Here is a 23,723-nt window from a genome sequence, read left to right as displayed (position 1 = left end):
TTGGCGCGCGGCCGTGATCTCTTCCGGTGCCAGGTCGGCGGCGCCGGCCTGCACGGCGTTGTCGACGGCATTCTTCGACACCGCCACGTCGGCCGCGGCCGGCGCCCGGTTCGGGCTGGCACAGCCCGTCAATGCCAGCATCGCGGCCAGCGCAGCGGCGCCGGCGAGCTGATTCATTGGGCGAATTGGGTTCATTGCGATCTCCTGTTTATGTGAGGAAGTTGTTAACGTTATAAGCTTGTTATCAGCCGAGTTCGGTTCGCTGCCGCACATAGAGGGCACTTCCCGAAAGCTCGACTGCCACACGGTGCGACACCGCACATTGATGACCATACCCTTTGCGCTAATCTGGCCCCAAGACAGACTCCCACGCAAAGGATCGTCATGCCCGACACCACCTCCCCACCCGGCACCGCCAAGCAGCACGGCGGGCACAAGAAGAAGAAAATCCTCTTCGGCGTCCTCGCCACCCTGATCGCGATTCCCGTCATCGCCGTCATTTTCATCCTGACCTTCGACTGGAACCGGGCCCGGCCCTGGCTCAACGCCAAGGTCAGCGAAGCGATCGAGCGGCCCTTCGCCATCCGCGGCAACCTGGCCGTGCAATGGGAAGTACCCGCGCGCAGCATGGCCCCGAGCGACCGCCACCTGCGCGACTGGCTGCCCTGGCCGCACCTGATCGCCAACGACGTGCACGTCGGTAACCCGGCGAACATGAAGCAGATGGACATGGCCAGCGTGCGCCAGTTCTCGTTCTCGCTCAACCCCTTCGGGCTTCTGCACCACACCATCGGCATCCCCGTGCTGCGCTTCGACTCGCCGCGCGTGGAACTGCAGCGCACCGACAGCACCCACTACAACTGGGTCTACAAAAAGGAAAAGAAGGAATCGAAGTGGGAGCTCGACCTCGAGCGCGTGGTGCTGACCGACGGGGTCGTGCGCGTGGTCGATGCCGTCACCGACGCCGACATCACCGCGCACGTGCGCACGCTGGCGAACGACCCGAGGTACGGCGTCGGATTCGAAGTGACCGGCAGCTACAACGGCGCGCCCGTCACCGGCGGGGGGGCAAGGTGGGCCAGGTGCTGTCGCTGAAGGACCAGAACGTACCCTACCCGGTCAAGGCCGACATGCGCAGCGGCCCCAGCCGCATCGCCATCGAGGGCACCGTCACCAGCCCGGCCAAGCTGAAAGCCGTCGACCTGCAGCTGCAACTGGCCGGCCGCAGCATGGCGCGCCTGTACAACTTCACCAGGATCACGCTGCCGGAAACGCCGGCCTTCTCGACCTCGGGCCGCCTGCGCGGCGAACTCGACCGTGAATACGGGCGCTGGACCTACGAGAATTTCAAGGGCAAGGTCGGCAGCAGCGACATCAGCGGCAAGCTGGTCTACGAAGGCGGCAAGCCCCGCGGCAAACTCAGCGGCAACGTGGCGACGCAAAAGCTGCTGTTCTCCGACCTCGGCCCGCTGGTCGGCGGCGATTCGAACGAGAGCAAGAAGGCGCGCGGCGTCGATGCCGTGCAGCCGGGCGGCAAGGTGCTGCCGGTGGAAGAGTTCCGCACCGAGCGCTGGAAGGCGATCGATGCCGACGTGCGCTACACCGCCGAGAGCATCCGCCGCGAGAAGACACTGCCGATCAGCAAGCTCTCGACCCACCTGGTCATGAAGGACGGCGTGATCACGCTGGCGCCGCTCGACTTCGGCGTGGCCGGCGGTACCCTGCGTTCGACGATCCGGCTGGACGGCAGCGGCGCCAAGGGCAAGAACACGATCGCGGCCACGGCCAAGGTCAGCGCGCGCAAAATCGAGATCAAGCAGCTGTTCCCGACCATCGAGAAGATGCAGGCAACGGTCGGCACGATCAACGGCGACGCCCAGCTGTCGGCGACGGGCACCTCGGTCGCCTCGCTGCTGGCCACCTCGAACGGCGAAGTCAAGGCACTGGTCAACCAGGGCACGATCAGCAAGATGCTGCTCGAGATGATGGGCCTGAACGTGGGCAACATCGTCGTCACCAAGCTGTTCGGCGACAAGCCGGTGCAGCTCAATTGCATGGCGGCCGACTTCGACGTCAACAAGGGCCTGATGCAGTCGAACGTGTTCGTTGTCGACACCGAGGAAGCGCTCATCAACGTCAACGGCAGCATCAGCCTGGCCAACGAGCAGATGGACCTGACGATCAAGCCGGAAACCAAGGCACTGCGCCTGTTCACCCTGCGCGCCCCGCTGTACGTGCGCGGCCCGTTCAGCAAGCCTGACGTCTCGGTCGACAAGAAGGTGCTGGCCCTGAAGGCGGGCGGTGCTGCGGCGCTGGCCGCGGTGGCGGCACCGGTAGCGGCGCTGCTGCCCCTGATTAACACCGGTCCGGGCGAGAACAGCGAGTGCGGGCGCCTGGTGGCGCTGGCCAGGGAGAAGCCGACCGCGCCGCCGCCGGGCAAGACCCGGACGCGCTGACGAGCTGCCTGTGTGCGTTCTCGAACAGACTCGACCATGCAGCCTGCGTAGCCTGTAACCATCGCCCACCGGTTCGGGCATCGAGGAACTCGCATGACGCATTCACTACCTGCCCTGGCGCTGCTGGCAAGCCTGGCTTTCGGACTGACCCTGGCCGGATGCGGCAGCAACACCATGGTGGCCGCCAGCGTGCCGGTCGACGACGGTGCCATTACCAGCGGCGTGAAGGCGGCGCTGGGAAGCAGTAAGGAGTTGACGGCGGCCGATATCGATGTCGCGACCCGGGAAGGCATTGTGCAGCTGAGCGGTTTTGTCAGCTCGGCGGACAGCGTGGCAACCGCAGCGTCGGTTGCGCGCACCGTGAAAGGCGTGAAGTCGGTCAAGAACGACCTGCGCCTGAAGTAAGGACCTCGTCAAACCGTTGCGCGTGCAAGGGATGGCGTCCGCGACGCCGCTCAGGCACCGCAGCGATTGAGGTTCGCTTAACCCACCAAAGGAGATCCATCATGAAAACCATCAAACACCTGGCAGTGAGCGCTACCCTGGCTACCCTGGCACTGGGCCTGACCGGTTGCTCGAACATGTCGCAACAGGACAAGAACACCGCGATCGGCGCAGGTGCCGGTGCGGTCATCGGCGGCGCCCTGACCGGCGGCAGCGCAGCGGGCACGGTCGGCGGCGCAGCGGTTGGCGGTGTCATCGGCAACCAGACCGGCAAAACCCACTAATTTGCAGTCAAGCTTGTAGTACCAGGCAAACACACGGGACGCCCCGCCTTGCAATCGTGCAGGCGGGGCGTTGCGTTTGAAGGCATGCTGGAATGGTTCGGGGTCTCGACGCGCGTGCGTGATACCGCGTGGAGTCGGGACTCCACCCTACGAACTCCACCCTACGGCCCGAAACAATCGCAGGGTGAACTCCTGAGTCCACGCGGCCTCACCGCCGAGGGACCTGCGCCCTCATCATCCGCACGGGCTCGAAGCCTACACGAACGCACTCGACAGCGCCCCCACGCCCGCGTCCTTGACGATCTCGTAGCAGGTGCAGGCCGCCGCCGCCAACCCGTCGGCATCGAGGATCTCGATATTGCCACGGCTATAGATGATCAGGCCCTGCTGCTGCAGCGCGCTGGCGGCCTTCGTCACGCCAACCCGGCGCACCCCCAGTGCGTGCGCCAGGAATTCGTGGGTGAGGTGGAATTTGTCCGATTGCAGGCGGTCGCGCGTGATCAGGAGCGAACGTGCCAGGCGCGCCTCGAGCACGTGGAAGCGGCTGCAGACGGCGATCTGGATCGCCTGCGCCAGCTGGGTGTCGGTATAGCGGTACAGCACGCGCTGGAGCGCCCCGTTGCGCGCAAACTCGGCGCGGAAGGCCGCGCTGTCCATGCGGCTGGCACTGCCCGGCCGCTGCACGACGGCGCGCACCGGGCCGTTTCGTGGCCGAGCGCGACGGTGGCGCCCAGCATGCCCTCGCGGCCGACCAGCCCCACTTCGAGCGTCATGCGCCCGCCCGCCACCCCGAGCAGGGAGATCAGGCAGTCGTGCGGAAAATAGATATATCGAAAAGGTTCACCCGCCTCGGACAGTACCTCGCCGGCCTCGACCCTTACCTGGTCGAGCATCGGCAGCACCTGGGCCAGCTCCTGCGGCGGGAGCGCGGCCAGCAGCTGATTGGCATTGTGCTCGGCGACGCCGGGAGAAACAGCAAAGTTCATCGGACCCTCGCAGTTGGCCGCCGCCCGCCACGAGGGCAAAAAACGGCGACGGATACATTTGCAAACAATTTCAGTCAGCGTAAAGGCTCTGATAGGGGAAGTATGTTCGGTGACGCACGGAATACTCTGTTGTTCCTCGGGACAATCTTTACATCGGCGGGCGCATGCCCCCACACCTTCTACAAGGACCGTCATGAACAATATTCCGAACCCTCCAGGGCGTGCCCAGCACCACCCCTTGCTGCTGCTGGCGGCGCTGGCCGTCGTGCTGTTTTGCCTGATCGGCACCGCGGCCATCATGGGCTGGATCCCGTCTTCGATCGGCGGCAATGCCAGCCGCCAGCTCAATGAAGCCGACCGCGCCGCCCTGGCCGCGAGCATGCCGGGCGCCCAGGCGGCAGTCGCCCCGGTCGCGCCCGATGTCGGCATGGTCCGGCAGCCCGTGGGCGGTGCCTATCCGGCCTCTCCCGCCTACCCGGCCGTTCCAGCTGCTCCCGCCTATCCCGCGCAGCAGGTGGCGCAAGCCTATGCGCCGGCGCCGAGCGCCCCGGCCCATGCCCCCGTGCGCGAATCGGAACCGGAACCGGCACCGCACACCGTGGTGAGGTCCAAGCCGGTCCAGGTCGCGGCCGCCGAACCGAAATGGTGCGGCAACTGCGGCAACATCGAATCGGTGCGCGCCATCAAGCAGCGTGCCCGGGGCAGCGGCCTGGGTGCGGCTGGGGCGCGGTGATCGGCGGCCTGCTGGGCAACCAGGTCGGCGGCGGCCACGGCCGTCAACTGGCCACGGTCGCCGGTGCGGTCGGCGGCGCGGTGGTCGGCAACCGGGTCGAGGGCAACATGAAGGCCACCACCACCTATGAAATCCGGGTGCGCCTGGACGACGGCAGCCTGCGTACCTTCCGCCAGAGCAGTGAGCCGCAATGGCGCAGCGGCGACCGCGTGCGCATCGTCAAGGGGCACCTGCGCAGCGCCTGAGCCCTGCCCCCTTCCATCCCGAGGCCGGCCTTCCGCAAGGATCGCCGGCCTCGACTTTTTTAGCATTTTCCACAGCGCAATGTGCGCCATCGCACGGAAATACTGCTGAGCTACCCCGACAATGGATTCCTACGCTTGTTACGCGTTCAACGCGGCCGCCGCGTGCGGATCGGCCGCGCCACACAACGTCGAAAGGGGAACAGCATGAACAGCCTTGCATGGATCGGCATCATCGTCTGGGGTTTGGTGGTTACTGGCTTCGGGCTCGTGTCCGTCGGGCCACCGGCCGAAGCAGGACCCGAACTGGCCGCGCACGACGTCGTCTTCCTGGTCAGCGGTGGACTGCTGACCTGCCTGATCGGCATCGTTGGCCTGCTCGGCTTCATGGGCTGGATTCCCGGCCTGCGCGGCGACGACGGATCGCGCATGAAATCGCGCGCCTGAAAAAAAATTGCGCGAAATGTACGCCATCGAACGGTGATGCTGAGCAGGGAGAGCGATACTGATTTCACGGCGCCACTTGCGGCGCCGGTTGAATGAGGAGACACATCATGCTCTACACCATTGCCATTGTCCTGATCGTCCTGTGGCTGCTCGGCCTGGTCACCTCGTACACGATCGGTGGCTTCATCCACATCCTGCTGGTGGTTGCCGTCATCATGATCCTGGTACGCCTGATCAGCGGTCGAGGAATATAGACAGGCCATGCAGTACCTGACCTGGTCTGCGCCGCAATGCCGCGGCGTGGTACCCGCAGTACCGAAGTTGTTTGACCAATCCGTTTCGCGGACGCGCCCCACGGGCGCGCCTCCGAAACGGATTTTTTTCTAGGAGAGCACTATGCATAGCAATCTGACCAAATCCGCCATCGCCGCCACCATCCTCGCCCTGGGCGTGAGCGGCTGCGCCGACATGAGCGCCACCCAGAAAGGCACCGCCACCGGCGCCGGGGCCGGCGCGGCACTCGGCGCGCTGATCGGCGGCACCACCCACGGCGGTGGCGGCAGCCGCGCGGCCAAGGGCGCCGTCATCGGCGGTGCCGCCGGCGCAGTCATCGGCAACATCTGGTCCAAGCGCATGGAACAGCAGAAGCAGGCCATGGAACAGGCCACCCAGGGTACCGGCGTGCAGGTCAGCCAGACCTCGGACAACCGCCTGAAACTGGAGATCCCGAGCGACATCTCGTTCGACACCGGCCGCGCCGACATCAAGTCGAACTTCCAGCCTGTCCTCGAGCGCTTTGCCGCCACGCTGAACGAAAACCCGGCCACCAACGTCGTCATCATCGGCCATACCGACAACACCGGTACCGATGCGGTCAACCAGCCGCTGTCGGTCGACCGCGCCGCCCGCACCCGCGACTACCTCGCAGGGCGCGGTGTGAACCCGAGCCGCATCAGCATCGAAGGCCGCGGCGAACGCGAGCCGATCGCTTCGAACAACGACAACGCCGGTCGCGCACGCAACCGCCGCGTCGAAATCTACGTCGCCGAACCGGCACGCGGCTGATCCCGTCTCCCTCCCCCCACTGCCCATGCATCAGTTTTACTTATGCATGGGCAAGTTTTTTTATGCGCTTGCCTTAGCAAACGCGCATCCTCCCATCACCTGAGCTTATACGTGTTGTAAGTGACAAACAAAAATCCACGTCGATTTGACTTTTGTTTGGCTGAAATGCTTTTATGTTGCCCTCAGGCGCACCCCGCTGCCTGAGCATCCCAAGTAACGGCAACAAGTACGAAGCGTCAAGGCGGCCCAGGTCGCCCGACCGTCGGCCAGCCAGGACGGTTCGTGTTTCAGATGTATCGGAGATTTCTTTGACCAAGCAGCACCCCGTAGTAAAGCGCAGCGTTCTCGCTGTCGCCCTGACCCTGGCTTCGTCAGGCGTCGTTTTCGCGCAGCAGGAAGCTGCCGCACCGGTCCAGAAGGTGTACGTGACCGGCTCCAACATCAAGCGCGCCGACAAGGAGGGCTCCTCGCCCGTCGGCGTCCTGACCTCCAGGCAGATCGAAGCAACCGGTGCCAACACGGTCGCCGAACTGCTGCACAACATCCCGGCCTTCGGCTCGGGTTCCTCGAACGACATCATCGAAGGCGGCTTCTCGAAAGGCACCTCGACGGCATCGCTGCGCGGCATGGGCTCGTCCGCGACCCTGATCCTGCTCAACGGCCGCCGCATCACCTCGTCCGCCTATGCCGACCCGAACCAGGGCAAGTCGGCCGTCTATGACCTCAACAGCATTCCGGTCTCGGCCATCGAACGCGTGGAGATCTTCAAGGACGGCGCCTCGGCCGTCTACGGCTCGGACGCGATCGCCGGCGTGATCAACTTCATCACCAGGAGCAACTACCGCGGCGCCGAAATCAAGGCCTCGGCCAGCGCCAACGACGACGGCGAATTCGCCCGCAGGAACGTCAACGGCGTGTTCGGCTTCGGCGACCTGGAACAGGACCGCTACAACGCCTTCTTCAGCGTCGACCTGGCCAGGCGCGACCGCACCGCCGCGCGCGATGTCAAAGACATCAAGCAGAACATGTACGGCGACATCAACGCGCGCCTGAATCCGTACGGCAGCTATGTGTCCGACCAGCCTTTCTTCTTCCGCGAGAAGACCCCGGGCGCACGCGACTTCTCGACTACCCAGAAGGACGCCGCCGGCATCGTCAACCGCACCGGTTGCGACCCGTCGCAGCAGCTCACCGGCAGCCGCGCAGAGCACAACCTGTCGGCCAGCTCGATCCTGATCGGCCGCACCTTCTGCAACTACGACACCTGGAACAACCAGGAGGCGCAAAGCAAGGGTACGGACGCCAACCTGCTGGGCAAGCTGACCTTCCAGGTCACACCGGACATCACCGCCTTCGCCGAATTCGGCTACAGCCGCGTCGAACGCGAGTACACCGGCAATTCGCCGACCATCTCCTCGACCTCGCCGACCACCGTCTTCCGCACGAACGGCGCGCCGAGCGACTTCCAGCTGATCCTGCCGGCCGGCCATCCGGACAATCCATGGGCCGACTCGCGCTCCGCCGTGGCCTACCGTTTCGTGAACACCCCGGGAGGTTCGCGCAACGTCAACGAGGCCGGCCGCCTGCTGGCCGGCGTCAAGGGCACCACCGGTACCTGGGACTGGGAAACCGGCCTGCTGCTCAACCGTAGCGAGCGCACCGAGACCGCGCGCGGCTTCCTCTACTTGCCGGTCATCCGCCGCATCCTGACCGAGAACCGCACGCTGGCCCAGACCGCTGCCGACCCGAGCGCCGTGCGCGACGTCGTCAACGAAGGCTACGCGCACGTGGCCCAGTTCGATGCCAAGGCATCGACCACGGTCGGCCACCTGGCCGGCGGCGACATCGGCCTGGCCTTCGGCGGCGAAATCCGCCAGGAAAAGCTGTCGATGACCCCGGACATGGCGACCCAGACCGGCACCATCCTGGGCCTGGCGAACTCGATGATGGACGCCAGCCGCGTCGTCAAGTCGGCCTTCGTCGAACTGCGCACCCCGTTCACCAGGAACTTCGAGATGGACTTCGCCGGCCGCTACGACAAGTACCCGACTGAATCGAGCTTCGTGCCGAAGGTGGGCGCCAAGTGGGCCGTGAACGACAAGCTGACCCTGCGTTCGACCTATGCCGAAGGCTTCCGCGCGCCAGCCCTGTCGCAGATCGCCGAAGGCGGCGTGCAGTCCTTCACCTCGATCAAGGACCCGCTGCGCTGCCCGGACGGCGTCAATCCGCTGCCGGGCGCCGATTCGTCGGACTGCCCGCGCCGCGTGTCGAGCTTCTCGGCACCGAACCCGGACCTGAAGCCCGAAACCTCGAAGAGCTTCTCGTTCGGCGCGATCCTCAATCCGACCCGCAACCTCGACATCCTGATCGACTACTACCGGATCCGCAAGGAAGACGAGACCGTGCTGCTGTCGGCATCGCACGTGGCCACCCACGCCGCCGACTACCCGGGCCTGATCGTGCGCGACACCAACCCGGCGAACTTCGTCCTCGACGCCAACGGCAACCCGGTTCCAGGCACCGGTCCGATCAGCGCGGTCAACCGTTACTACGTGAACCAGGGTTCGACCGAAGTGTCGGGCCTGGACTTCGAAGTGACGCACCGCCTGTCGCTGGGCGAGCAGGGCCGCCTGTCCACCAGGCTGGACTGGAACTACGCGCTGACCTACAAGCGTGAAGAGCACAAGGGCGACCGCGCCGTGAACCTGGTCGGCACCAGCGGCGGCATCTCCGACTGGAACACCTCGGTCGACGACATCCCGCGCCACCGTGCCACCCTGTCCTCGACCTGGACCCGCGGCGTGCACGCGCTGACCGGTTCGATCGACTACGTGGGCCCGGTCTCGCAGTACCGCCGTACCGACAACTATGAGACCTATCCGGAGATCTACTGCTACTACGGCAGCGGCCAGCCGTCGACCGCCTACTCGCTGGGCGGCCTGCCGAAGTACAGCAACTGGGTGAACGATTGCTCGGTGCCGGAGTGGACCACGGTGAACCTGTCGTACTCGTACACGGGCTTCAAGAACTGGACCCTGTCGGCGAACATCCGCAACGTGTTCGATACCGCGGCACCTTACGATGCGTCGTACGGCATCGAAGGTTTCAACCCGCAGCTGCACAATGCGATGGGCCGCAACTTCCGCCTCACCGCCAGCTACAAGTTCTGATCGACCTGTAGCCTGAACGGAGCCGCCCCGCGCAAGCCGGGCGGCTTTTTTTCCGCCCGGTCCGGTGCGCGGGCGCCCGGGCTGCCTCATGTATGCTGGCACCATCCCTTTCCAGGAGCCGAGCATGGGAGACGACCCGATCCAGATTCTCGACGAAAAACTCCTCTCCGACGCTTACTTCCCGCTCAAGGAAGTGAAGTACGCGCAGCGCCGCGCCAGCGGGGAGCGGCAGGAGGAAACGCGCGAAGTCTATGCCAGCGACAGCGGCGTGACCGCCCTGCTCTACAACCGCGCCCGCCGCACCGTACTGCTGACGCGCCAGTTCCGCATCGGCGCGCGTTTGTCGGGCCACCAGGGCTTTCTCATCGAAACGGCCGCCGGCATGCTCGAAGGCGCCGACCCGAAGGAACGCATGCGCGCCGAGATCCGCGAGGAACTCGGCTACGCCGTCGACGACCTGCGCCACGTGATGACCCTCTTCGCCAGCCCCGGCACGCTGACCGAGCGCGTGCACTATTTCGTCGGCGAATACGAGCCTGGCCAGCGCTGCAGCGAAGGCGGCGGCAAGGAGGACGAAGGGGAGGACATCGACGTGCTCGAGATCGGCTTCGACGAGGCTTTCGCCATGCTCGCCCGCGGTGAGATCGAGGATGCCAAGACGGTGGTGCTGCTGCAGTATTTACAGTTGCAGGTGGCCGATCGTTCCGTTTGAATCGCTGTCGAGCGGCGCCGCATCTGTTCGTTGGCGTACCAAGTTCCGGCGGCCCCAGCGCGTACACTGTACGCTTCTGGGAAACGGATAATGCATGCTTGCCATTCTTGAACGGATCGACCCGCACAGCGACCGCATCGACCTGCTGGTCGAGCTGGTCGACAGCCTGCGTCCGCGCCGGCGCCTGCTGCGCGCTCCGGACGCCGGGCAGGCGCGCGATGCCGTCCGCACGCTCACCCAGCTGCTGCGCGGCAATCCCGAGCAGGCCTGGGCGCTGCGCAGCTACATCGTCACCCTGCTCGAGAAGCGCCGCCACACCAGCCTCTACAGCGAGATCGGCATCCTCTCCAACGACGGCTTCTTCACCGAACTCAAGCGCAGGATTTCCTACCGCGTGCTGCCGCCGGCGCTGGACGATCTCTACCTGTCGGACGCGCTCGACCAGGTGCTGTACAAGGATGACGACTACGAGTGGGTACGTTCGGTGCCGGACGCCGAATGGCTGGCGCTGTTCGACGTCGTTGCCGAAGCGCCGCCGCCCATGGACGCCGCGCCCGACCGCGCACGCGAGGTCACGGTACTGGGCATCCTCGACGCCATCCGCACCCTGTCCTGCCGCATCTGCGCGCTGGGACTGGAGCCGCGCCTGGTGCACAGCCATAGCCAGATCGAGGAATTCGATTCGCCTTTCCTGATGCAGAACATCGAGGTCAACCATTACCTCGACGAGTACGGACGCTTCCTGGAAGGCGCGCGCCCGCGCCCGGACGATCCCAGCCACCTGCTGGTGATGCTCGACCAGTGCGAAGAAGTGGTGGGCAGGATCCGGCGCAATGCGCTCTCCTTCGGTACCAGCGTCGCGCTGACCTATGTGCTGGTGGCCATTACCCAGAGTATCGACCGGCTGCGCAAACTCCTGTTCCTTGTCGACCTGAGCGAAGCGGGCCAGGAAAACAGCACGCCGCTGGCCTTGCCGGCGGCATCGGCCGTCCCAAGCACCCAGGCGGCTGAACCCGGCGCGCTGGTTGCCGCCGCAGCCACACCCCAGCCGCCGCGCCCGCTCACGGCGCGCCGCGCGGCCGCGCTGGCGCTGGCCCGTGAGCTGGTGGAAGCGCACAACACCAAATACCGCGTGCGCGGCCTGGTGCACGACAATATCGACCTGCTGGCACGCAACGTCACCGAGAACGCCAGCCGCACCGGCGAGCACTACATCGCCGAAAGCCGCGCCCAGCTGCGGCACATGTTCAAGGCGGCCTCCGGCGCAGGCTTCATCGTTGGCTTCATGGCCACTTTCAAGATACTGCTGTCGTATTTGCGCGCCGCGCCCCTGGTCGAGGCTTTCCTCTTCAGCATGAACTACTCGCTCGGCTTCATGCTCGTGCACATGCTGCACTGGACCATCGCCACCAAGCAGCCGGCGATGACGGCCCAGCGCATCGCCGCCGGGCTGCATAGCCGCGACGGCGGGCGCATCGACTTCGACAGCATGGCCGAGCTCGTCAACAAGGTATTCCGCACCCAGATCGTCGCCGTGCTCGGCAACGTGATCGTCGCCTTCCCGACGGCGCTGCTGATCGCCATCGGCTGGCAGCAAGCCACCGGTGCCCACCTGGTCACGCCCGACAAGGCGCGCCACCTGCTGCACGACATCGACCCGCTCGGCACGCCGGCGCTGTTCTACGCGGCGGTTGCCGGGGTGTGGCTGTTCGTCGCCGGCCTGATTTCCGGCTACTACGACAACAAGGCCCTGTACACGCGCATGGGCCAGCGCGTGCGCCAGCTGCGCCCGATGTGCCGGCTGCTCGGGCCGGCGCGCGCTGCGCGCGGGTGTCGCAATACATCGAGGACAACCTGGGCGGCCTGATGGGTAACTTCTTCTTCGGCATCCTGCTCGGCACCACGGGCACGGTCGGCTACCTGCTCGGCTTGCCGCTCGACATCCGCCACGTCACCTTCTCGACGGCGAACTTCGCCACCGCCCTGGTGGGGCTCGACTACATGATCACGCCGCAGGAAGCCGCGAATGCCGCGCTCGGGGTGGGACTGATCGGCGCCGTCAACCTGCTGGTCAGCTTCAACCTGGCGCTGTGGGTAGCCCTGCGCGCCCGCAAGATCCGCTTCACGCGCAGCGTCCTGCTGCTGCTACGCGCACTCGGCCGGCGCTTCCTGCATGCGCCGCTCGACTTCTTCATCGGCCCGAAGGACGCCGACGTGTACGAGGCCGGTCCGGCCTCCTCAAGGGGAACGAAATGAACAAGAACCGCCTCCATACCTGGCTTGCCGCGCTGCTGCTCCTGTGCACGGTCGCGGCCTGCCGCACCCCTGCCCGACGCCGGGACCCTGCCCGACACGCCCGCCAAGGCCAACCCGACGGTCGCCACCGCGCGCGGCACCCCCTGCCCAAGGCCCGGGCGGCGCAGTTGCTGGCGCGGCGCTGGGCGAACGCCACGCCCGACCTGAAGGGCCTGGCCGTGCTGGAGGAGCAGGCGACGGGGATTCCGCTCATCGCCGGCAACCGCGTCCAGTTGCTCTTCGACGGCCCGGCGACGATGCGCGAGATGATGGCGGCCGCGCGCGCCGCCACCCACAGCATCAACCTGGAAACCTATATTTTCGACCAGGACCCGATCGGCCTGCAGTTCGCCGAACTGCTGATGGAAAAGCGGCGCCAGGGCGTGATCGTCAACGTGATGTACGACAGCGTCGGCACCATCGGCACGCCCGACGCGTTTTTCGGGCGCATGCGTGAAGCCGGTATCAACATGCTCGCCTTCAATCCCGTGAACCCGGCCAAGGCCAAGGGCAACTGGTCGGTCAACAACCGCGACCACCGCAAGCTGATGGTGGTCGACGGCTCGGTTGCCTTCACCGGCGGCATCAACATCAGCAGCGACTATGCCAACAGCTCGCTGTTCCGCTCGCGCAGCAAGCCGGACAATGTCGACAAGGACAAGGTTGGCTGGCGCGATACCCACGTCAAGATCGAGGGCCCGGCTGTCGCTGCCCTGCAGTGGAGTTTCGTCAACAACTGGGTACGCCAGGAAGCGGGCGAATTGCCTCCGGGCGATTACTTCCCTCGCCTGGCGCCCGTCGGCGACAAGTTCGTGCGCGTGCTGGCGACCGAGCCGGACGGCCACTCCGAAATCTACAAGTCGCTCCTGGTGGCGATCAACGAGGCGAAGAAATCGGTGCATATCACCTCGGCCTATTTCGTGCCGGACCCGCAAATCGTCGATGCCCTGGTGGCGGCGGCCAAGCGCGGCGTGGACGTGAAACTGGTGCTGCCGGGGGTGTCGGACCATGGCCTGGTGATGCATGCGGGCCGCGCCTTCTACGAGCCGCTGCTGGCCGGCGGCGTGCGCATCTTCCAGCTGCAGGTGGCGGTGCTGCATGCCAAGACCGCGGTGATCGACGAAGCCTGGTCGACCATCGGCTCGGCCAATATCGACCGCCGCAGCTTCATCCATAACTATGAATTGAACGTGGTGGTGATCGACCCCGCTTTCGGGCGCGACATGGAGGCCGCCTTCATTGAAGACTTGCGCGACTCGAAGGAGGTCACGCGCGAGGCCTGGCGCAGCCGGCCCTGGTCGGACCGCGTCAAGGAATGGATGGCCCGATTGACCGAGTACTGGATCTAGTGGGCAAAGGGCCAGGCGGCACGCGTCCGGCCCGCGTTGCTCAGATGCCGGCGGCGAGCATGCCTTCCGAGGCCGGCGACCATACATTTCCGCTGCGCAGGAATTTCTCGGTGACGATCACGCGGAAGGTGTTTGTCAGCATGTCCCAGCCATAGCGGTCCACTTCCACCCGCTCGTGCTCGACACGCAGCACGTTGAAGGAGTTGACTTCGCCGCGGCCCCGCGTCGACGTCGCCGTCCCCGCCTGCACCACCAGCGCCGCATAGGCATCGATCCGGTAGCGCATTGCCGTGCTGGCCGCATGGCTGACGTGCATGTGCCCGGCCAGCAGCACGTCCACGCCGCACTCGGCGAACACTTCCATCGCCATCGGCGCGCGGTCGACCAGGTCGTCCTCCTCGAAGCTGGTCGGCAGGTCGAAGGGATGGTGGGTGACGACGATGCGCGTGAGCTTCGGGTCCAGGCCATCGAGCTGCTCGCGGATCTTCGCCACCTGCTCCTTGTTGACGCGGCCATCCTTGATCGTCAGCGAACGCGCGGTGTTCACGCCGACCACGGCAATTTCGTCGTCGACATAGACCGGGTCGAGGTCGTCCGTGATGTAGCGCTTGTAGCGTGCCAGCGGTTTGACGAAACGGCGGAACACGTTGTAGAGCGAGATGTCGTGATTACCGGGCACCACGATCTGCGGCCCGGGCAAGGTGTCGAGGAAGGCACGCGCCTCTTCGAACTGCTCGCTGCGCGCGCGCTGGGTCAGGTCGCCCGACACCACCACGACGTCGGGAGCGATGCTGTGGACCAGGTCGCGCAAGGGCCCCAGCAGGGCTTCGTCGACGCGGCCGAAATGCAGGTCGGACAGGTGGATGAGTGTGCGCATTCAGGATTCCTCGTTGTCGATTGAATGGGGAGTGGTGCCGGCCGCGCGGGTGCGACGGGCGCGCCGGCGGCGCAGTGTCGCCGTCGCGGTGACGCATACCGCCAGCCAGGCGCAGCCCCTCGAGGGTGGCCGCGAGCACGTCGGTCAGGTAATGGGCCCCCGTGTAGAGGCGGGAGCCGGCCACCAGTGCCACCATCGCACAGGCCGCCAGCACGATCGCCATCTGGCGCGCGCGCCCGTGCACGTGGCGCACCGGGTAGCAGGCCAGGAAGCCATACAGCAGGGTGGCCGCCACCGTGTGGCCGCTGGGAAAACTGTAGGTGTCGAGACTGACGATGGGCTCGAGGAAATGCGGCCGCGCGCGCTCGAAGGTGTGCTTCATCGCCACGTTCAGCAGCATGCCCCCGGCACTGCGGCGACCAGGGCCGGTACCCAGTGGCGCGCCCCGCGCCGCACCAGCCACCAGCCGGCAAGCGCCGTCAGGCCCAGCATGCCCGGGGTGCTGTGCAATTGGGTGAGCGCCAGCATGGCAGTTCTCAGCAGCGGGTTGTCGTGTGCGTGCGCGTGCAGCCAGTTCGCCAGCTGCACGTCCACCAGCGTGATCGGCGCGCCCGCCACCACCGCCCCGGCAAGGCGGGCGAAGCCGGTCATGGCCAGGAGCAGCGCCAGCACGCCGAGCGTCAGGTGCAGCCCGAACGCTTCGGCCGGCGAGAAACGCGCGGCGGCAAAGCGGTGCAGGCGTGCAAAGGGCGAGCTGTCGGTGTGGGAGCTGTCCATGCGGATCAATTGGGGCTCGATGGCAAAAAAACTACACTTAAAAAATTTTACTGGTGTTTTGTACAGTAGCTGTGGATTTATACAGTAGTTGTGCTATCCTGTTTTCACTGACAACACAATTCAAACAAAGGGATCCGTCAATGACCACTCTGAACAATGCCTTCGGCCTGGAATACGCTCCTGCACCTTTCCTCATGCGCTTTGGCCGCCGTGAAATCCTGATCACCCGCGATTTCCGCAAGCGTTTTTATCCGATCAACCCGATCATCGAGTGCGATACCGGTGTCGAAGCAGGTCACGTGGAAGTACTGCTCTTCGGCCGCTGGCTTCTCATCCTGTCCAAAGCCCACTGAGGCCTGGCGCTCGATGAGCCTGCTGCGCACCGGGTACGTGGCCGCGGGTGCCCTGCCCGCGACGCGGCTTGTGCATGAGCGCCCCGCGTGTCTCCCACGGCCCTGATCGGCCGGGGTGATCCGCCGGCCCGCTTCACGCCACGTTCGCTGCAGTTTCTCGCGCCCTTCCATGCCTGGCCCGAAGGCGGTAGTTCACGGTCGACCGGTCTTCCCTGCACCAGCATTTCTCCCGAGCCCACCTATTCGTGGGCTTTTGTTTTTGGGTCTGCCGCTTCTGCATGGGCGTCTGACTGCATGCCCTGCCGCAAGCTCTACCCACATGCCTGCCGCATGCCTTTCCGCATGCCTTCCCATGCGGCAGCGTCCGGCATGCGTTGAAAATCGCATATCGATAACTGAATTCATTCGTTCTCTTCCGGAGGGCCGGGCCATAAGCTGGCGCTAACTCCCCCCAACTCATCCGGAAGAAACACCATGTTGAAAAAAATCGCCCATTCGCTCGCCGCCGCCGCGTTGCTGGCCCATGCAGGCGCCTTCGCAGCCGACATCACCCTGCTGAACGTTTCCTACGACCCGACGCGCGAGCTCTACCAGGACGTCGACGCCGCCTTCACCAAGCAGTGGAAAGCCAGGACGGGCGACAACCTCACGATTCGCCAGTCGCATGGCGGCTCGGGCAAGCAGGCGCGCGCGGTGATCGATGGCCTGTCGGCCGACGTCGTCACGCTGGCCCTGGCCTACGATATCGATGCTATCAGTGAACGCGGCCTTATCGCGCACAACTGGCAGGACCGCCTGAAGTCGCGCAGCGCCCCCTACACCTCGACCATCGTCTTCCTGGTGCGCAAGGGCAACCCGAAAGGCATCCGCGACTGGGGCGACCTGGTCAAGCCTGGCGTGTCCGTGATCACCCCGAACCCGAAGACCTCGGGCGGCGCGCGCTGGAACCATCTTGCAGCCTGGGGTTATGCCCTGCGCCAGCCCGGCGGCAACGAAGCGAGCGCGCGCGACTTCATCGCGCGCCTGTACAAAAACGTGCCGGTGCTCGATTCGGGCGCGCGCGGCGCCACCACGACGTTTGTCGAACGCGGTATCGGCGACGTGCTGCTGGCCTGGGAAAACGAAGCCCTGCTGGCGCTGCGCGAACTCGGCCCGGGCAAGTTCGAGATCGTCGCACCGTCCGTCAGCATCCTGGCCGAGCCGCCGGTTGCCGTGGTCGACAAGGTCGTCGACAAGCGCGGCACCCGCCAGGTGGCGCAGGCTTACCTCGAGTACCTGTACAGCGACGAAGGCCAGGACATCATCGCGAAGAACTACTACCGCCCGACGGTCGAGAAATTCTCGCGCAAGTATGCTCCGCAGTTCCCGAACATCAAGTTGTTCACGCTGGACCAGGTTGCCGGCAACTGGACGCAAGCCCAGAAAGCCCACTTCGCCGATGGCGGCGTGTTCGACCAGATTTACCAGCCCGGCAAAAAATGACTTGAAATCGCGCAGATGGCCACGACAGTGTTAGTTCGCTAAGACTGTACGGCCGGGCCCGAGGAGCTGTACGGCCCCTCGGGTTTTCGTCCGTCATCTCCCATCGTGGCTGCCTGCCGGGCGCAGCGAACTTGCGCCCGCCAAGCGGTCCTTCCCGTATCGATCAGATAAAGGAAACCGTCATGTCAGTGAAACTTCGCAAGATCAACGAACAGGTGATCGTCATCACCGGTGCCACCAGCGGCATTGGCCTCACCACCGCGCGCATGGCCGCCGAGGCCGGCGCCAAACTGGTATTGGTAGCCCGCAACGGCGACGCCCTCGACCAGCTTGCAAGCGAACTGCGCCGCCACGGCAGCCAGGTCGCCACGGTCGCTGCCGACGTCGGCAATGCCGGCGACATCGAACGCGTCGGCCAGACGGCGCTCGAGCGCTTCGGCCGCATCGACACCTGGGTCAACAATGCCGGCGTGGGCACCTTCGGCCGCCTGGAAGAAGTGGCGCTGGAAGACCACATGCGCCTGTTCCAGACCAATTTCTGGGGCGTCGTCAATGGATCGCTGGAAGCGGTGAAGCGCATGAAGGGGCGCGGCGGCGGTGCCCTCATCAATGTCGGCAGCGAAGTGTCGGACCGCGCGGCGCCGCTGCAGGGCATGTACTCGGCGTCCAAGCACGCGGTGAAAGCCTTCACCGACTCGCTGCGCATGGAGCTGGAAAAGGAAGCGGCGCCGATCTCGGTGACCCTGGTCAAGCCGGCCGGCATCGACACCCTGTTCGCCGTGCACGCCAAGAACTACATGGACAAGGAAGCGGCCCTGCCACCTCCGGTGTATGCGCCGGAAGTGGTCGCCAAGGCCATCCTGTATTGCGCCCAGCATCCGAAACGCGACATTTTCGTCGGCGGCGCGTCCAAGATGATCTCGGCCGGCAACGCCTACATGCCGCGCATGCTCGACAAATTCATGAACGCATCGATGTGGCGCCAGCAAAAGTCGAAGTTCGACAAGCTGCCCGGCCGGCCCGACGCCCTGCACGCGCCCGACCCGGCCCAGACCCTGCGCGAACGCCAGGGCATGACCGAGCGCCACGTGTTCGAGCGCTCGGCCTATACGGCCACCGCCCTGCGCTCAAAGCCCTTGATGGCCATCCTGCTGGGTGGGGGCGCCTTGCTGGCGGCCTGGGGCCTGGCGCGCCCCGCAACAGGTCGGCGCCAGGCGCTGGCCGATTTAACGGGAACCGGACTCGCCCGTCGGCGGTTTGCTCGCTAGGAAGTCGGTATCTTCTTCCGTCAGCGGCAGGTCGGGAATCGATACCACCTGGTCGGTATCGATGTCGGCACCATCCTTGACGATGGTGTCGCGCCCCGCCGCGGCGCGTTCGCCGGTGCCGCCGACATCGCTGTCACCCGAGAAATTGGCGTCGCCGACGTCCGGGCCGGCGGTGTCGCCGGCGAAGCTCGCTTCCTGGTCTTCGTTGGTGCCGCCGTCGAGATGGACCAACTGGTCGTCATCGAGGTTGGCCGCGAAGCCGGGGCCGCCCATCACATCGCTGCCGGTGTCGGACAAATCGCTGGGACCGAGGGCGTCGGTGCCGTGGCCCTTGCCCAGGCTACGGTCTGGGCCTTCCGGAAAGTTGTCCGGATCAAGAGTGCTGCTGCCAGTCATGATGCCTCCGTGAAGATGGTGAATGAAGATAATGGAATAGGTTCAGGCTACCGAAATTTCCCAGCCGGCGTCGCAGCGCACGCCTCCGATCAGCCAATTCGGGCTCGAGCATTCGGCAAAGCTTCAGGGGCCTCGAGTGCGCGGCTCTCGAGGGCCTTGAAAGCTTTGCCGGATGCTCATCAGAAAGCGTGGCGCATGCCGACGTTGAAGGCGGAGTTTCCGTTGCCGCGCGAGCTGGCATTGCCGACCGTATAGCCGGCGCCGTTGCGGTTGCGGATGTGCGAATAGGCGGCATAGAAATCGGTGCGCCGCGATACCGCGTGGCTGGCGCCGATGGCCATCTGGTTGGCGTCCTGGTTGGCCAGGTCGCGGTCGTCCTTCTGGATGTACGAGGTCAGGAGGGTCGTACGCTGCGAGACCGGGACCGCCAGCCCGACGAGCACGTCGCGGCTGTTGTTCGATGGCGTGCGAGCCAGGCCGGCACTGTAGGGATTGTCGGGGTTGAACAGGGGCGAGCTGGCCCAGCCGCGGCTCAGGCTGTAGGCGGCGTAGGCCGTTCCCCAGCCCAGGCGCAGGTTGGCGGCCAGGATCGAATTCCTGGCGGCGGTGTCGTTGCTGGTCTTGCTGTTGAACTGGACGCGCACGGCGTTCAGGTTCTGGTGGGCGGCGCGCAGGGTCAGCGGACCGTGCTCGAAGCCGACCGTCATGCCCCAGGCCCGCCCGGCCGGCGAGGTATCGACTTTTTCCCTGAAGGCATAGGACGCGCCGGCCGAGATGCCGCGCGCCAGGGCGCCGTAGTACTGGATGCTGTTGTCGACGCGCTGCCCACCACCGATCAGGTTGCCCGCGCTGCCGGCCATGCCGCCCTTGAACGGGTCGGCCACGTTGGTCAGGGCAAGGTACTGGAGGTTGTACTGGCGACCGATCGTGATTGCCCCGAATTCGCCGGCAAGGCCGACCCAGACCTGGCGTCCGAAGGGACGCTCGCCCTGGTCGGCGCGCCCGGTGTCGGCACGCACCACGGTTTCGGCCGCGAAGATCGCCGTCGCACCGCCACCCACCGGCTCGCTGCCGTGGATGCCGATATGCGATTCGGAGGCGACGCCGCCACCGACCCTGGTAGCGCAGTTTCCCGCACAGCCGCCCTGCCCGACCACGCCGGCATCGATTACGCCATACGTGGTGACACCGCTCTGGGCGCACGCGACGGCGGCGCTTCCTCCCAACACTGCGAATGTGATTAACGACTTGAGCATCGGCGTATCCTCTTTACGCCTCTACCTTACCCCTCTCAAGCGAGTTCATCTGTCGAATATCACACATACGGCTGACCAGTTCCGCTCGTCTTGACGTAGGCGGACTCCGACAATCTTGTCGTCCATGCCAGCTACCTTGCCTCCGACGCAACAACCACGCGGTCCCTGCCCTGCCGTTTGGCAGCTTAGGTGGGGCATTATACATTTCCCATGGGCAAACAGAAGGGCTTCGCAAACCAGGCGCCGTCTGTTTGTTACGCTGCAACATTTCGGAATTAACAAAAGCCCCGACCAGCAGGACTGTTGCCTTCAGTGGGCGGCGTTACCCTGGGGACATCGACCGACATGGGCGCGGAACCGACCAGGTGCGCGTAGAACCGCATGCGGGTCCGCCGGGCTGGGCAGCTGCCCAGGCCTTATCCGCAAGCACACGTTTCCCCGGCTATTTCTGCACGATCTTGCGAATCGTATTGTTGTCGCCGACGTAGATGGTTCCCTCCTTGTCGACGACGATCGAGTCCAGCCGGCTGAACCTGGCCGCCGCGCCCATGCCGTCGGCGAATCCTTTTACGCCCGCCAGTCCGGCAATCGTCCGCACCTCACGATTCGGCGTGATCTTGCGAATGGTATGGTTGTCGATGACGTACAGGTTATTCTGGCCGTCGATAGCCAGCCCCTGCGGGTAATAGAACCGTGCAGCGTCTGCGGTTCCATCGACAACTGCCGAGTGATAACCTGGTGCCGTACCCGAGCGCCCCACCTTGCCGGCAAAGGTGCTGACGACCCCATCCGGACTGATTTTACGGATGACCAGATTCGCCGCATCGGTGACAAACACATTCCCTTCGGTATCGACCACGATGCCACTCGGGCTCTGGAAACGTGCAACAGGTCCGGGGCCATCGAAATGGTAGCGTGGCGCGAACGAGGCAGTCGTACCGGCGAAGACCGTCGCGCTGACCGGGGAAACCGTGATCCTGTCGATCTGGTCGCCATCGATGCCATAGACGTTGCCGAAACCATCGGCGACGATCCTGCCAAGTCCTGGAGCGCCATATACTTCAGCGTAAATCGTCGTCACATTGCCGGACGTGTCACGCCGCGTCAGCCCTTCGACCGACCCGCCGGGCCGCCGCTTGGCAGTGTACATATTTCCTGCTGGATCGAAGGTGAACGCCGGATAAGCCAAGGTGTCGTTTGCGTTGTTTTCTCTCGTTATCGTCGAGACCACGCCGGTCTTCGACACCTTGCGCAAAGCATGCGTGGGATAGCCCTCGGCGAGCAGGAGATATCCGTCCGGGTCCATGGCACGCATGGTGTCGCTCCATATACGAGCGAACTCTCCTGTGCCATCCACAGAACCCCCTTCGCCGAGTTTGCCGGCAAGCGTCGTCACGGTCCCCGTCTCGGCAAAGACCATCGGCGGCGGCGTCACGCTGACGGTCCTGGTGCCGATCGAAGGAATCAGCTTTCGTATCGTATGGTTGCCGCAGTCGGTCACATACAGGGCGCCCGCCTTGTCGGCAACGATACCGTAGGGATCGCTGAAGCTGGCCGCGGCGCCATATCCGTCGGCAGCGCCCGTTGCCAGGGCGGTACCGGCCACCGTGCTGACGACGCCATCGGGCGTGATCATGCGAATTGTGCGGTTTCCGTTATCGACGACGTACAGGTTGCCGCCCGGCCCGATCGTCACGCCAGCGGGATGGCTGAACCTGGCGGTAGCCGCGCTACCGTCGGAGGCACCTTCTACCCCGGCCGCGCCGGCGACCGTCGTCACCACCTCTGCCGGCGTGATCTTGCGAATCGTATGGTTCCCTTCGTCGGAGACGAACACATTCCCGTCCGGGTCGATCGCCACGCCAAATGGCAGCTTGAAGCGTGCCGCAGCACCGGTGCCATCGGCTGAACCTTCCACTTTCTCGCCGCCGGCGAATACGCTCGCAGCACCCCCGGGACTGAATTTGTAGATGGCATGCGTGCCCCGGCCGACCACATAGGTATTGCCTGCCCCATCGATGGCGACGCCAACCGGCAAGACCGTGGCGCCGCCCCACTCCCGTACGGCGGTGGACGACAGCGCGCCCGACGGACTGATCTGGAAAATCTTGTCGGTACGTGTGCTGGCGACGTACAGGTTGCCGGATGCATCGCGTGCAATACCGCCGGGCGAGTCCAGGGGATTGGCCAGCGTACTCACGATGCCCGCTGGCGAAATCTTCCTTACCGATTCGCCCTGGGCATCGGTGACATACACGTTGTCGGCATCGTCAAGCGCGACCCCGAAAGGGCAAGCGAAGGTCGCATCGGTCAGCTTGCCGTCGCCTTCGCCTTGCGAACCGGGGTAGCCCGCGAAGGTGGTCACCGCCATTCCGCTCTGGACCACGCTTGCGCTCGCGGGATTGCACAGGATCTCGATACCGCGCACGTCCGCCGCGGCGACGGTTCCGCTCGCGCCGCCTACCGTGCAGACCTGGCCCGGCGGGCTTGCACCGAGCGAAACCTGATAGCTGCCTCCAGCAACGAGCTTCTGGGGGAAGGTGAAGTCGCCGTCCGCGGTACCGTCGTGGACGCGCCAGTGCCGCTCTGAATCGTCAGGCTGGCGTTGGCAGCCAGGCCCCTAACCGAGCCGCCGACCGAGAACGTTGGAAGCGGTGGAGACGGCGGGCCCTCACCCCCCTTCCCCGGGGCCGGAGTGTCGGCGCCGCCGCCTCCGCATCCGGAGAGAGCAAACATCACTACGACTGCCGGCAACAACTTGAGCATGGATATCCTTGGGAATCAGGAACGGACACACTTCCTCCCCCTGCTGCTCAGCGGCAAAGGAAATATCGACCGTCAACAAAAATTGCCAAGATTATATGCAAAATATTTCCAATACACATCGTTTTGCTAACCCGCCCCTCCCGCAGCCTTCCATGAAAGCAGGTTTTCGCTTTCGCGTGCTCCAGGCGCACAAAAGCCCCGGCCTGCGGGGCTTTTGCGGGAAGCTCAGTTCCTCATTTTCGGCGCGGCCACCCGGCGCGACGGCGCGCAGCCAGCGCCAGCGCACCGCCCAGAATCAGCGCCAGCGAAGCCGGCTCCGGTACCTCGGACGGTGTGCCGCGCACGACCACGCCGAGCGAGGCGCC

20 protein-coding genes and 4 pseudogenes are annotated in these 23,723 nt (G+C 65.2%); 16 read left to right on the top strand and 8 right to left on the bottom strand.

Annotation, left to right across the window (positions count from 1 at the left end):
* Positions 1-13 precede the first annotated feature (13 nt).
* From G4G31_RS28290 to G4G31_RS12405, 5 genes are all read left to right on the top strand, one after another.
* On the top strand, positions 14-172 hold the full coding sequence (locus G4G31_RS28290; RefSeq protein WP_308621397.1) for a hypothetical protein: 159 nt from the start codon (positions 14-16) through the stop codon (positions 170-172).
* Between the two features lie 212 nt (positions 173-384).
* Positions 385-1,095: an AsmA family protein gene (locus tag G4G31_RS28285; protein ID WP_308621395.1), complete on the top strand. Its 711-nt coding sequence runs from the start codon at positions 385-387 to the stop codon at positions 1,093-1,095.
* A complete protein-coding gene (locus G4G31_RS12415; protein ID WP_308621393.1) occupies positions 1,083-2,456 on the top strand; it encodes an AsmA family protein in 1,374 nt (457 codons plus the stop codon). The genes G4G31_RS28285 and G4G31_RS12415 overlap by 13 nt, the downstream gene beginning before the upstream one ends.
* Before the next feature lie 93 nt (positions 2,457-2,549).
* Positions 2,550-2,861, top strand: coding sequence for a BON domain-containing protein (locus G4G31_RS12410; protein ID WP_182987975.1), 312 nt, complete (start codon positions 2,550-2,552; stop codon positions 2,859-2,861).
* Positions 2,862-2,962: 101 nt separating this feature from the next.
* Positions 2,963-3,184, top strand: coding sequence for a glycine zipper 2TM domain-containing protein (locus G4G31_RS12405; protein ID WP_182987974.1), 222 nt, complete (start codon positions 2,963-2,965; stop codon positions 3,182-3,184).
* Between the two features lie 255 nt (positions 3,185-3,439).
* Here G4G31_RS12405 and G4G31_RS12400 read toward each other — a convergent pair.
* Positions 3,440-4,170: pseudogene (locus G4G31_RS12400) on the bottom strand (Crp/Fnr family transcriptional regulator).
* Between the two features lie 193 nt (positions 4,171-4,363).
* On the opposite strand from G4G31_RS12400, the pseudogene G4G31_RS12395 reads away from it, so the two are divergent.
* From G4G31_RS12395 to cls, 8 genes and pseudogenes are all read left to right on the top strand, one after another.
* Positions 4,364-5,148, top strand: a pseudogene (locus G4G31_RS12395) (glycine zipper 2TM domain-containing protein).
* Positions 5,149-5,352: 204 nt separating this feature from the next.
* A complete protein-coding gene (locus G4G31_RS12390) occupies positions 5,353-5,592 on the top strand; it encodes a hypothetical protein (protein ID WP_182987973.1) in 240 nt (79 codons plus the stop codon).
* A 107-nt stretch (positions 5,593-5,699) separates the two neighbouring features.
* A complete protein-coding gene (locus G4G31_RS12385; protein ID WP_136223041.1) occupies positions 5,700-5,846 on the top strand; it encodes a lmo0937 family membrane protein in 147 nt (48 codons plus the stop codon).
* A gap of 142 nt (positions 5,847-5,988) precedes the next feature.
* The gene (locus tag G4G31_RS12380) at positions 5,989-6,657 is read left to right on the top strand and encodes an OmpA family protein (protein WP_182987972.1); all 669 of its coding nucleotides are present in this window, start codon (positions 5,989-5,991) and stop codon (positions 6,655-6,657) included.
* A 308-nt stretch (positions 6,658-6,965) separates the two neighbouring features.
* Positions 6,966-9,827, top strand: a complete 2,862-nt coding sequence (locus G4G31_RS12375; RefSeq protein WP_182987971.1) for a TonB-dependent receptor — start codon at positions 6,966-6,968, stop codon at positions 9,825-9,827.
* Between the two features lie 124 nt (positions 9,828-9,951).
* Positions 9,952-10,539, top strand: coding sequence for an NUDIX domain-containing protein (locus G4G31_RS12370; RefSeq protein ID WP_182987970.1), 588 nt, complete (start codon positions 9,952-9,954; stop codon positions 10,537-10,539).
* 94 nt (positions 10,540-10,633) lie between these two features.
* A pseudogene (locus tag G4G31_RS12365) lies at positions 10,634-12,795 on the top strand (site-specific recombinase).
* A complete protein-coding gene (gene cls / locus G4G31_RS12360) occupies positions 12,792-14,183 on the top strand; it encodes a cardiolipin synthase (RefSeq protein WP_182987969.1) in 1,392 nt (463 codons plus the stop codon). The pseudogene G4G31_RS12365 and the gene cls overlap by 4 nt, the downstream one beginning before the upstream one ends.
* Positions 14,184-14,223: 40 nt before the next feature.
* Here the strand turns inward: cls and G4G31_RS12355 are convergent, their stop codons facing one another.
* The 3 genes and pseudogenes from G4G31_RS12355 to G4G31_RS25945 all read right to left on the bottom strand — a co-directional run bounded on the left by G4G31_RS12355 (position 14,224) and on the right by G4G31_RS25945 (position 15,837).
* Positions 14,224-15,060 (bottom strand): metallophosphoesterase, encoded by an 837-nt coding sequence (locus G4G31_RS12355; RefSeq protein ID WP_182987968.1) that lies wholly within the window; start codon positions 15,058-15,060, stop codon positions 14,224-14,226.
* Positions 15,061-15,217: 157 nt separating this feature from the next.
* A pseudogene (locus tag G4G31_RS25950) lies at positions 15,218-15,442 on the bottom strand (phosphatase PAP2 family protein); the annotation flags it as partial.
* Positions 15,443-15,450: 8 nt separating this feature from the next.
* Complete coding sequence (locus G4G31_RS25945) at positions 15,451-15,837, bottom strand: hypothetical protein (RefSeq protein WP_229424919.1); 387 nt, start codon at positions 15,835-15,837, stop codon at positions 15,451-15,453.
* Positions 15,838-15,977: 140 nt separating this feature from the next.
* Between G4G31_RS25945 and G4G31_RS12345 the strand changes: the two genes are divergently transcribed.
* The 3 genes from G4G31_RS12345 to G4G31_RS12335 all read left to right on the top strand — a co-directional run bounded on the left by G4G31_RS12345 (position 15,978) and on the right by G4G31_RS12335 (position 18,940).
* Entirely contained in the window at positions 15,978-16,190 is a 213-nt protein-coding gene (locus G4G31_RS12345) for a hypothetical protein (protein ID WP_182987967.1), read from the top strand.
* Positions 16,191-16,664: 474 nt separating this feature from the next.
* Complete coding sequence (locus tag G4G31_RS12340; RefSeq protein ID WP_182987966.1) at positions 16,665-17,672, top strand: sulfate ABC transporter substrate-binding protein; 1,008 nt, start codon at positions 16,665-16,667, stop codon at positions 17,670-17,672.
* 182 nt (positions 17,673-17,854) lie between these two features.
* The gene (locus tag G4G31_RS12335; RefSeq protein ID WP_182987965.1) at positions 17,855-18,940 is read left to right on the top strand and encodes an SDR family oxidoreductase; all 1,086 of its coding nucleotides are present in this window, start codon (positions 17,855-17,857) and stop codon (positions 18,938-18,940) included.
* Here G4G31_RS12335 and G4G31_RS12330 read toward each other — a convergent pair.
* The 4 genes from G4G31_RS12330 to G4G31_RS29080 form a co-directional block, all read right to left on the bottom strand.
* The gene (locus tag G4G31_RS12330; RefSeq protein ID WP_182987964.1) at positions 18,899-19,336 is read right to left on the bottom strand and encodes a hypothetical protein; all 438 of its coding nucleotides are present in this window, start codon (positions 19,334-19,336) and stop codon (positions 18,899-18,901) included. The genes G4G31_RS12335 and G4G31_RS12330 overlap by 42 nt on opposite strands.
* Positions 19,337-19,515: 179 nt before the next feature.
* Positions 19,516-20,592: a porin gene (locus G4G31_RS12325; RefSeq protein ID WP_182987963.1), complete on the bottom strand. Its 1,077-nt coding sequence runs from the start codon at positions 20,590-20,592 to the stop codon at positions 19,516-19,518.
* Between the two features lie 442 nt (positions 20,593-21,034).
* Positions 21,035-23,020: a hypothetical protein gene (locus G4G31_RS12320; RefSeq protein WP_182987962.1), complete on the bottom strand. Its 1,986-nt coding sequence runs from the start codon at positions 23,018-23,020 to the stop codon at positions 21,035-21,037.
* A gap of 571 nt (positions 23,021-23,591) precedes the next feature.
* Complete coding sequence (locus G4G31_RS29080; protein ID WP_183108246.1) at positions 23,592-23,702, bottom strand: PEP-CTERM sorting domain-containing protein; 111 nt, start codon at positions 23,700-23,702, stop codon at positions 23,592-23,594.
* Positions 23,703-23,723: the final 21 nt, after the last annotated feature.

The organism is Massilia sp. Se16.2.3 (genome assembly GCF_014171595.1).
Lineage (GTDB): Bacteria > Pseudomonadota > Gammaproteobacteria > Burkholderiales > Burkholderiaceae_D > Telluria.
This window is presented reverse-complemented; position numbering and strand designations above follow the sequence as displayed.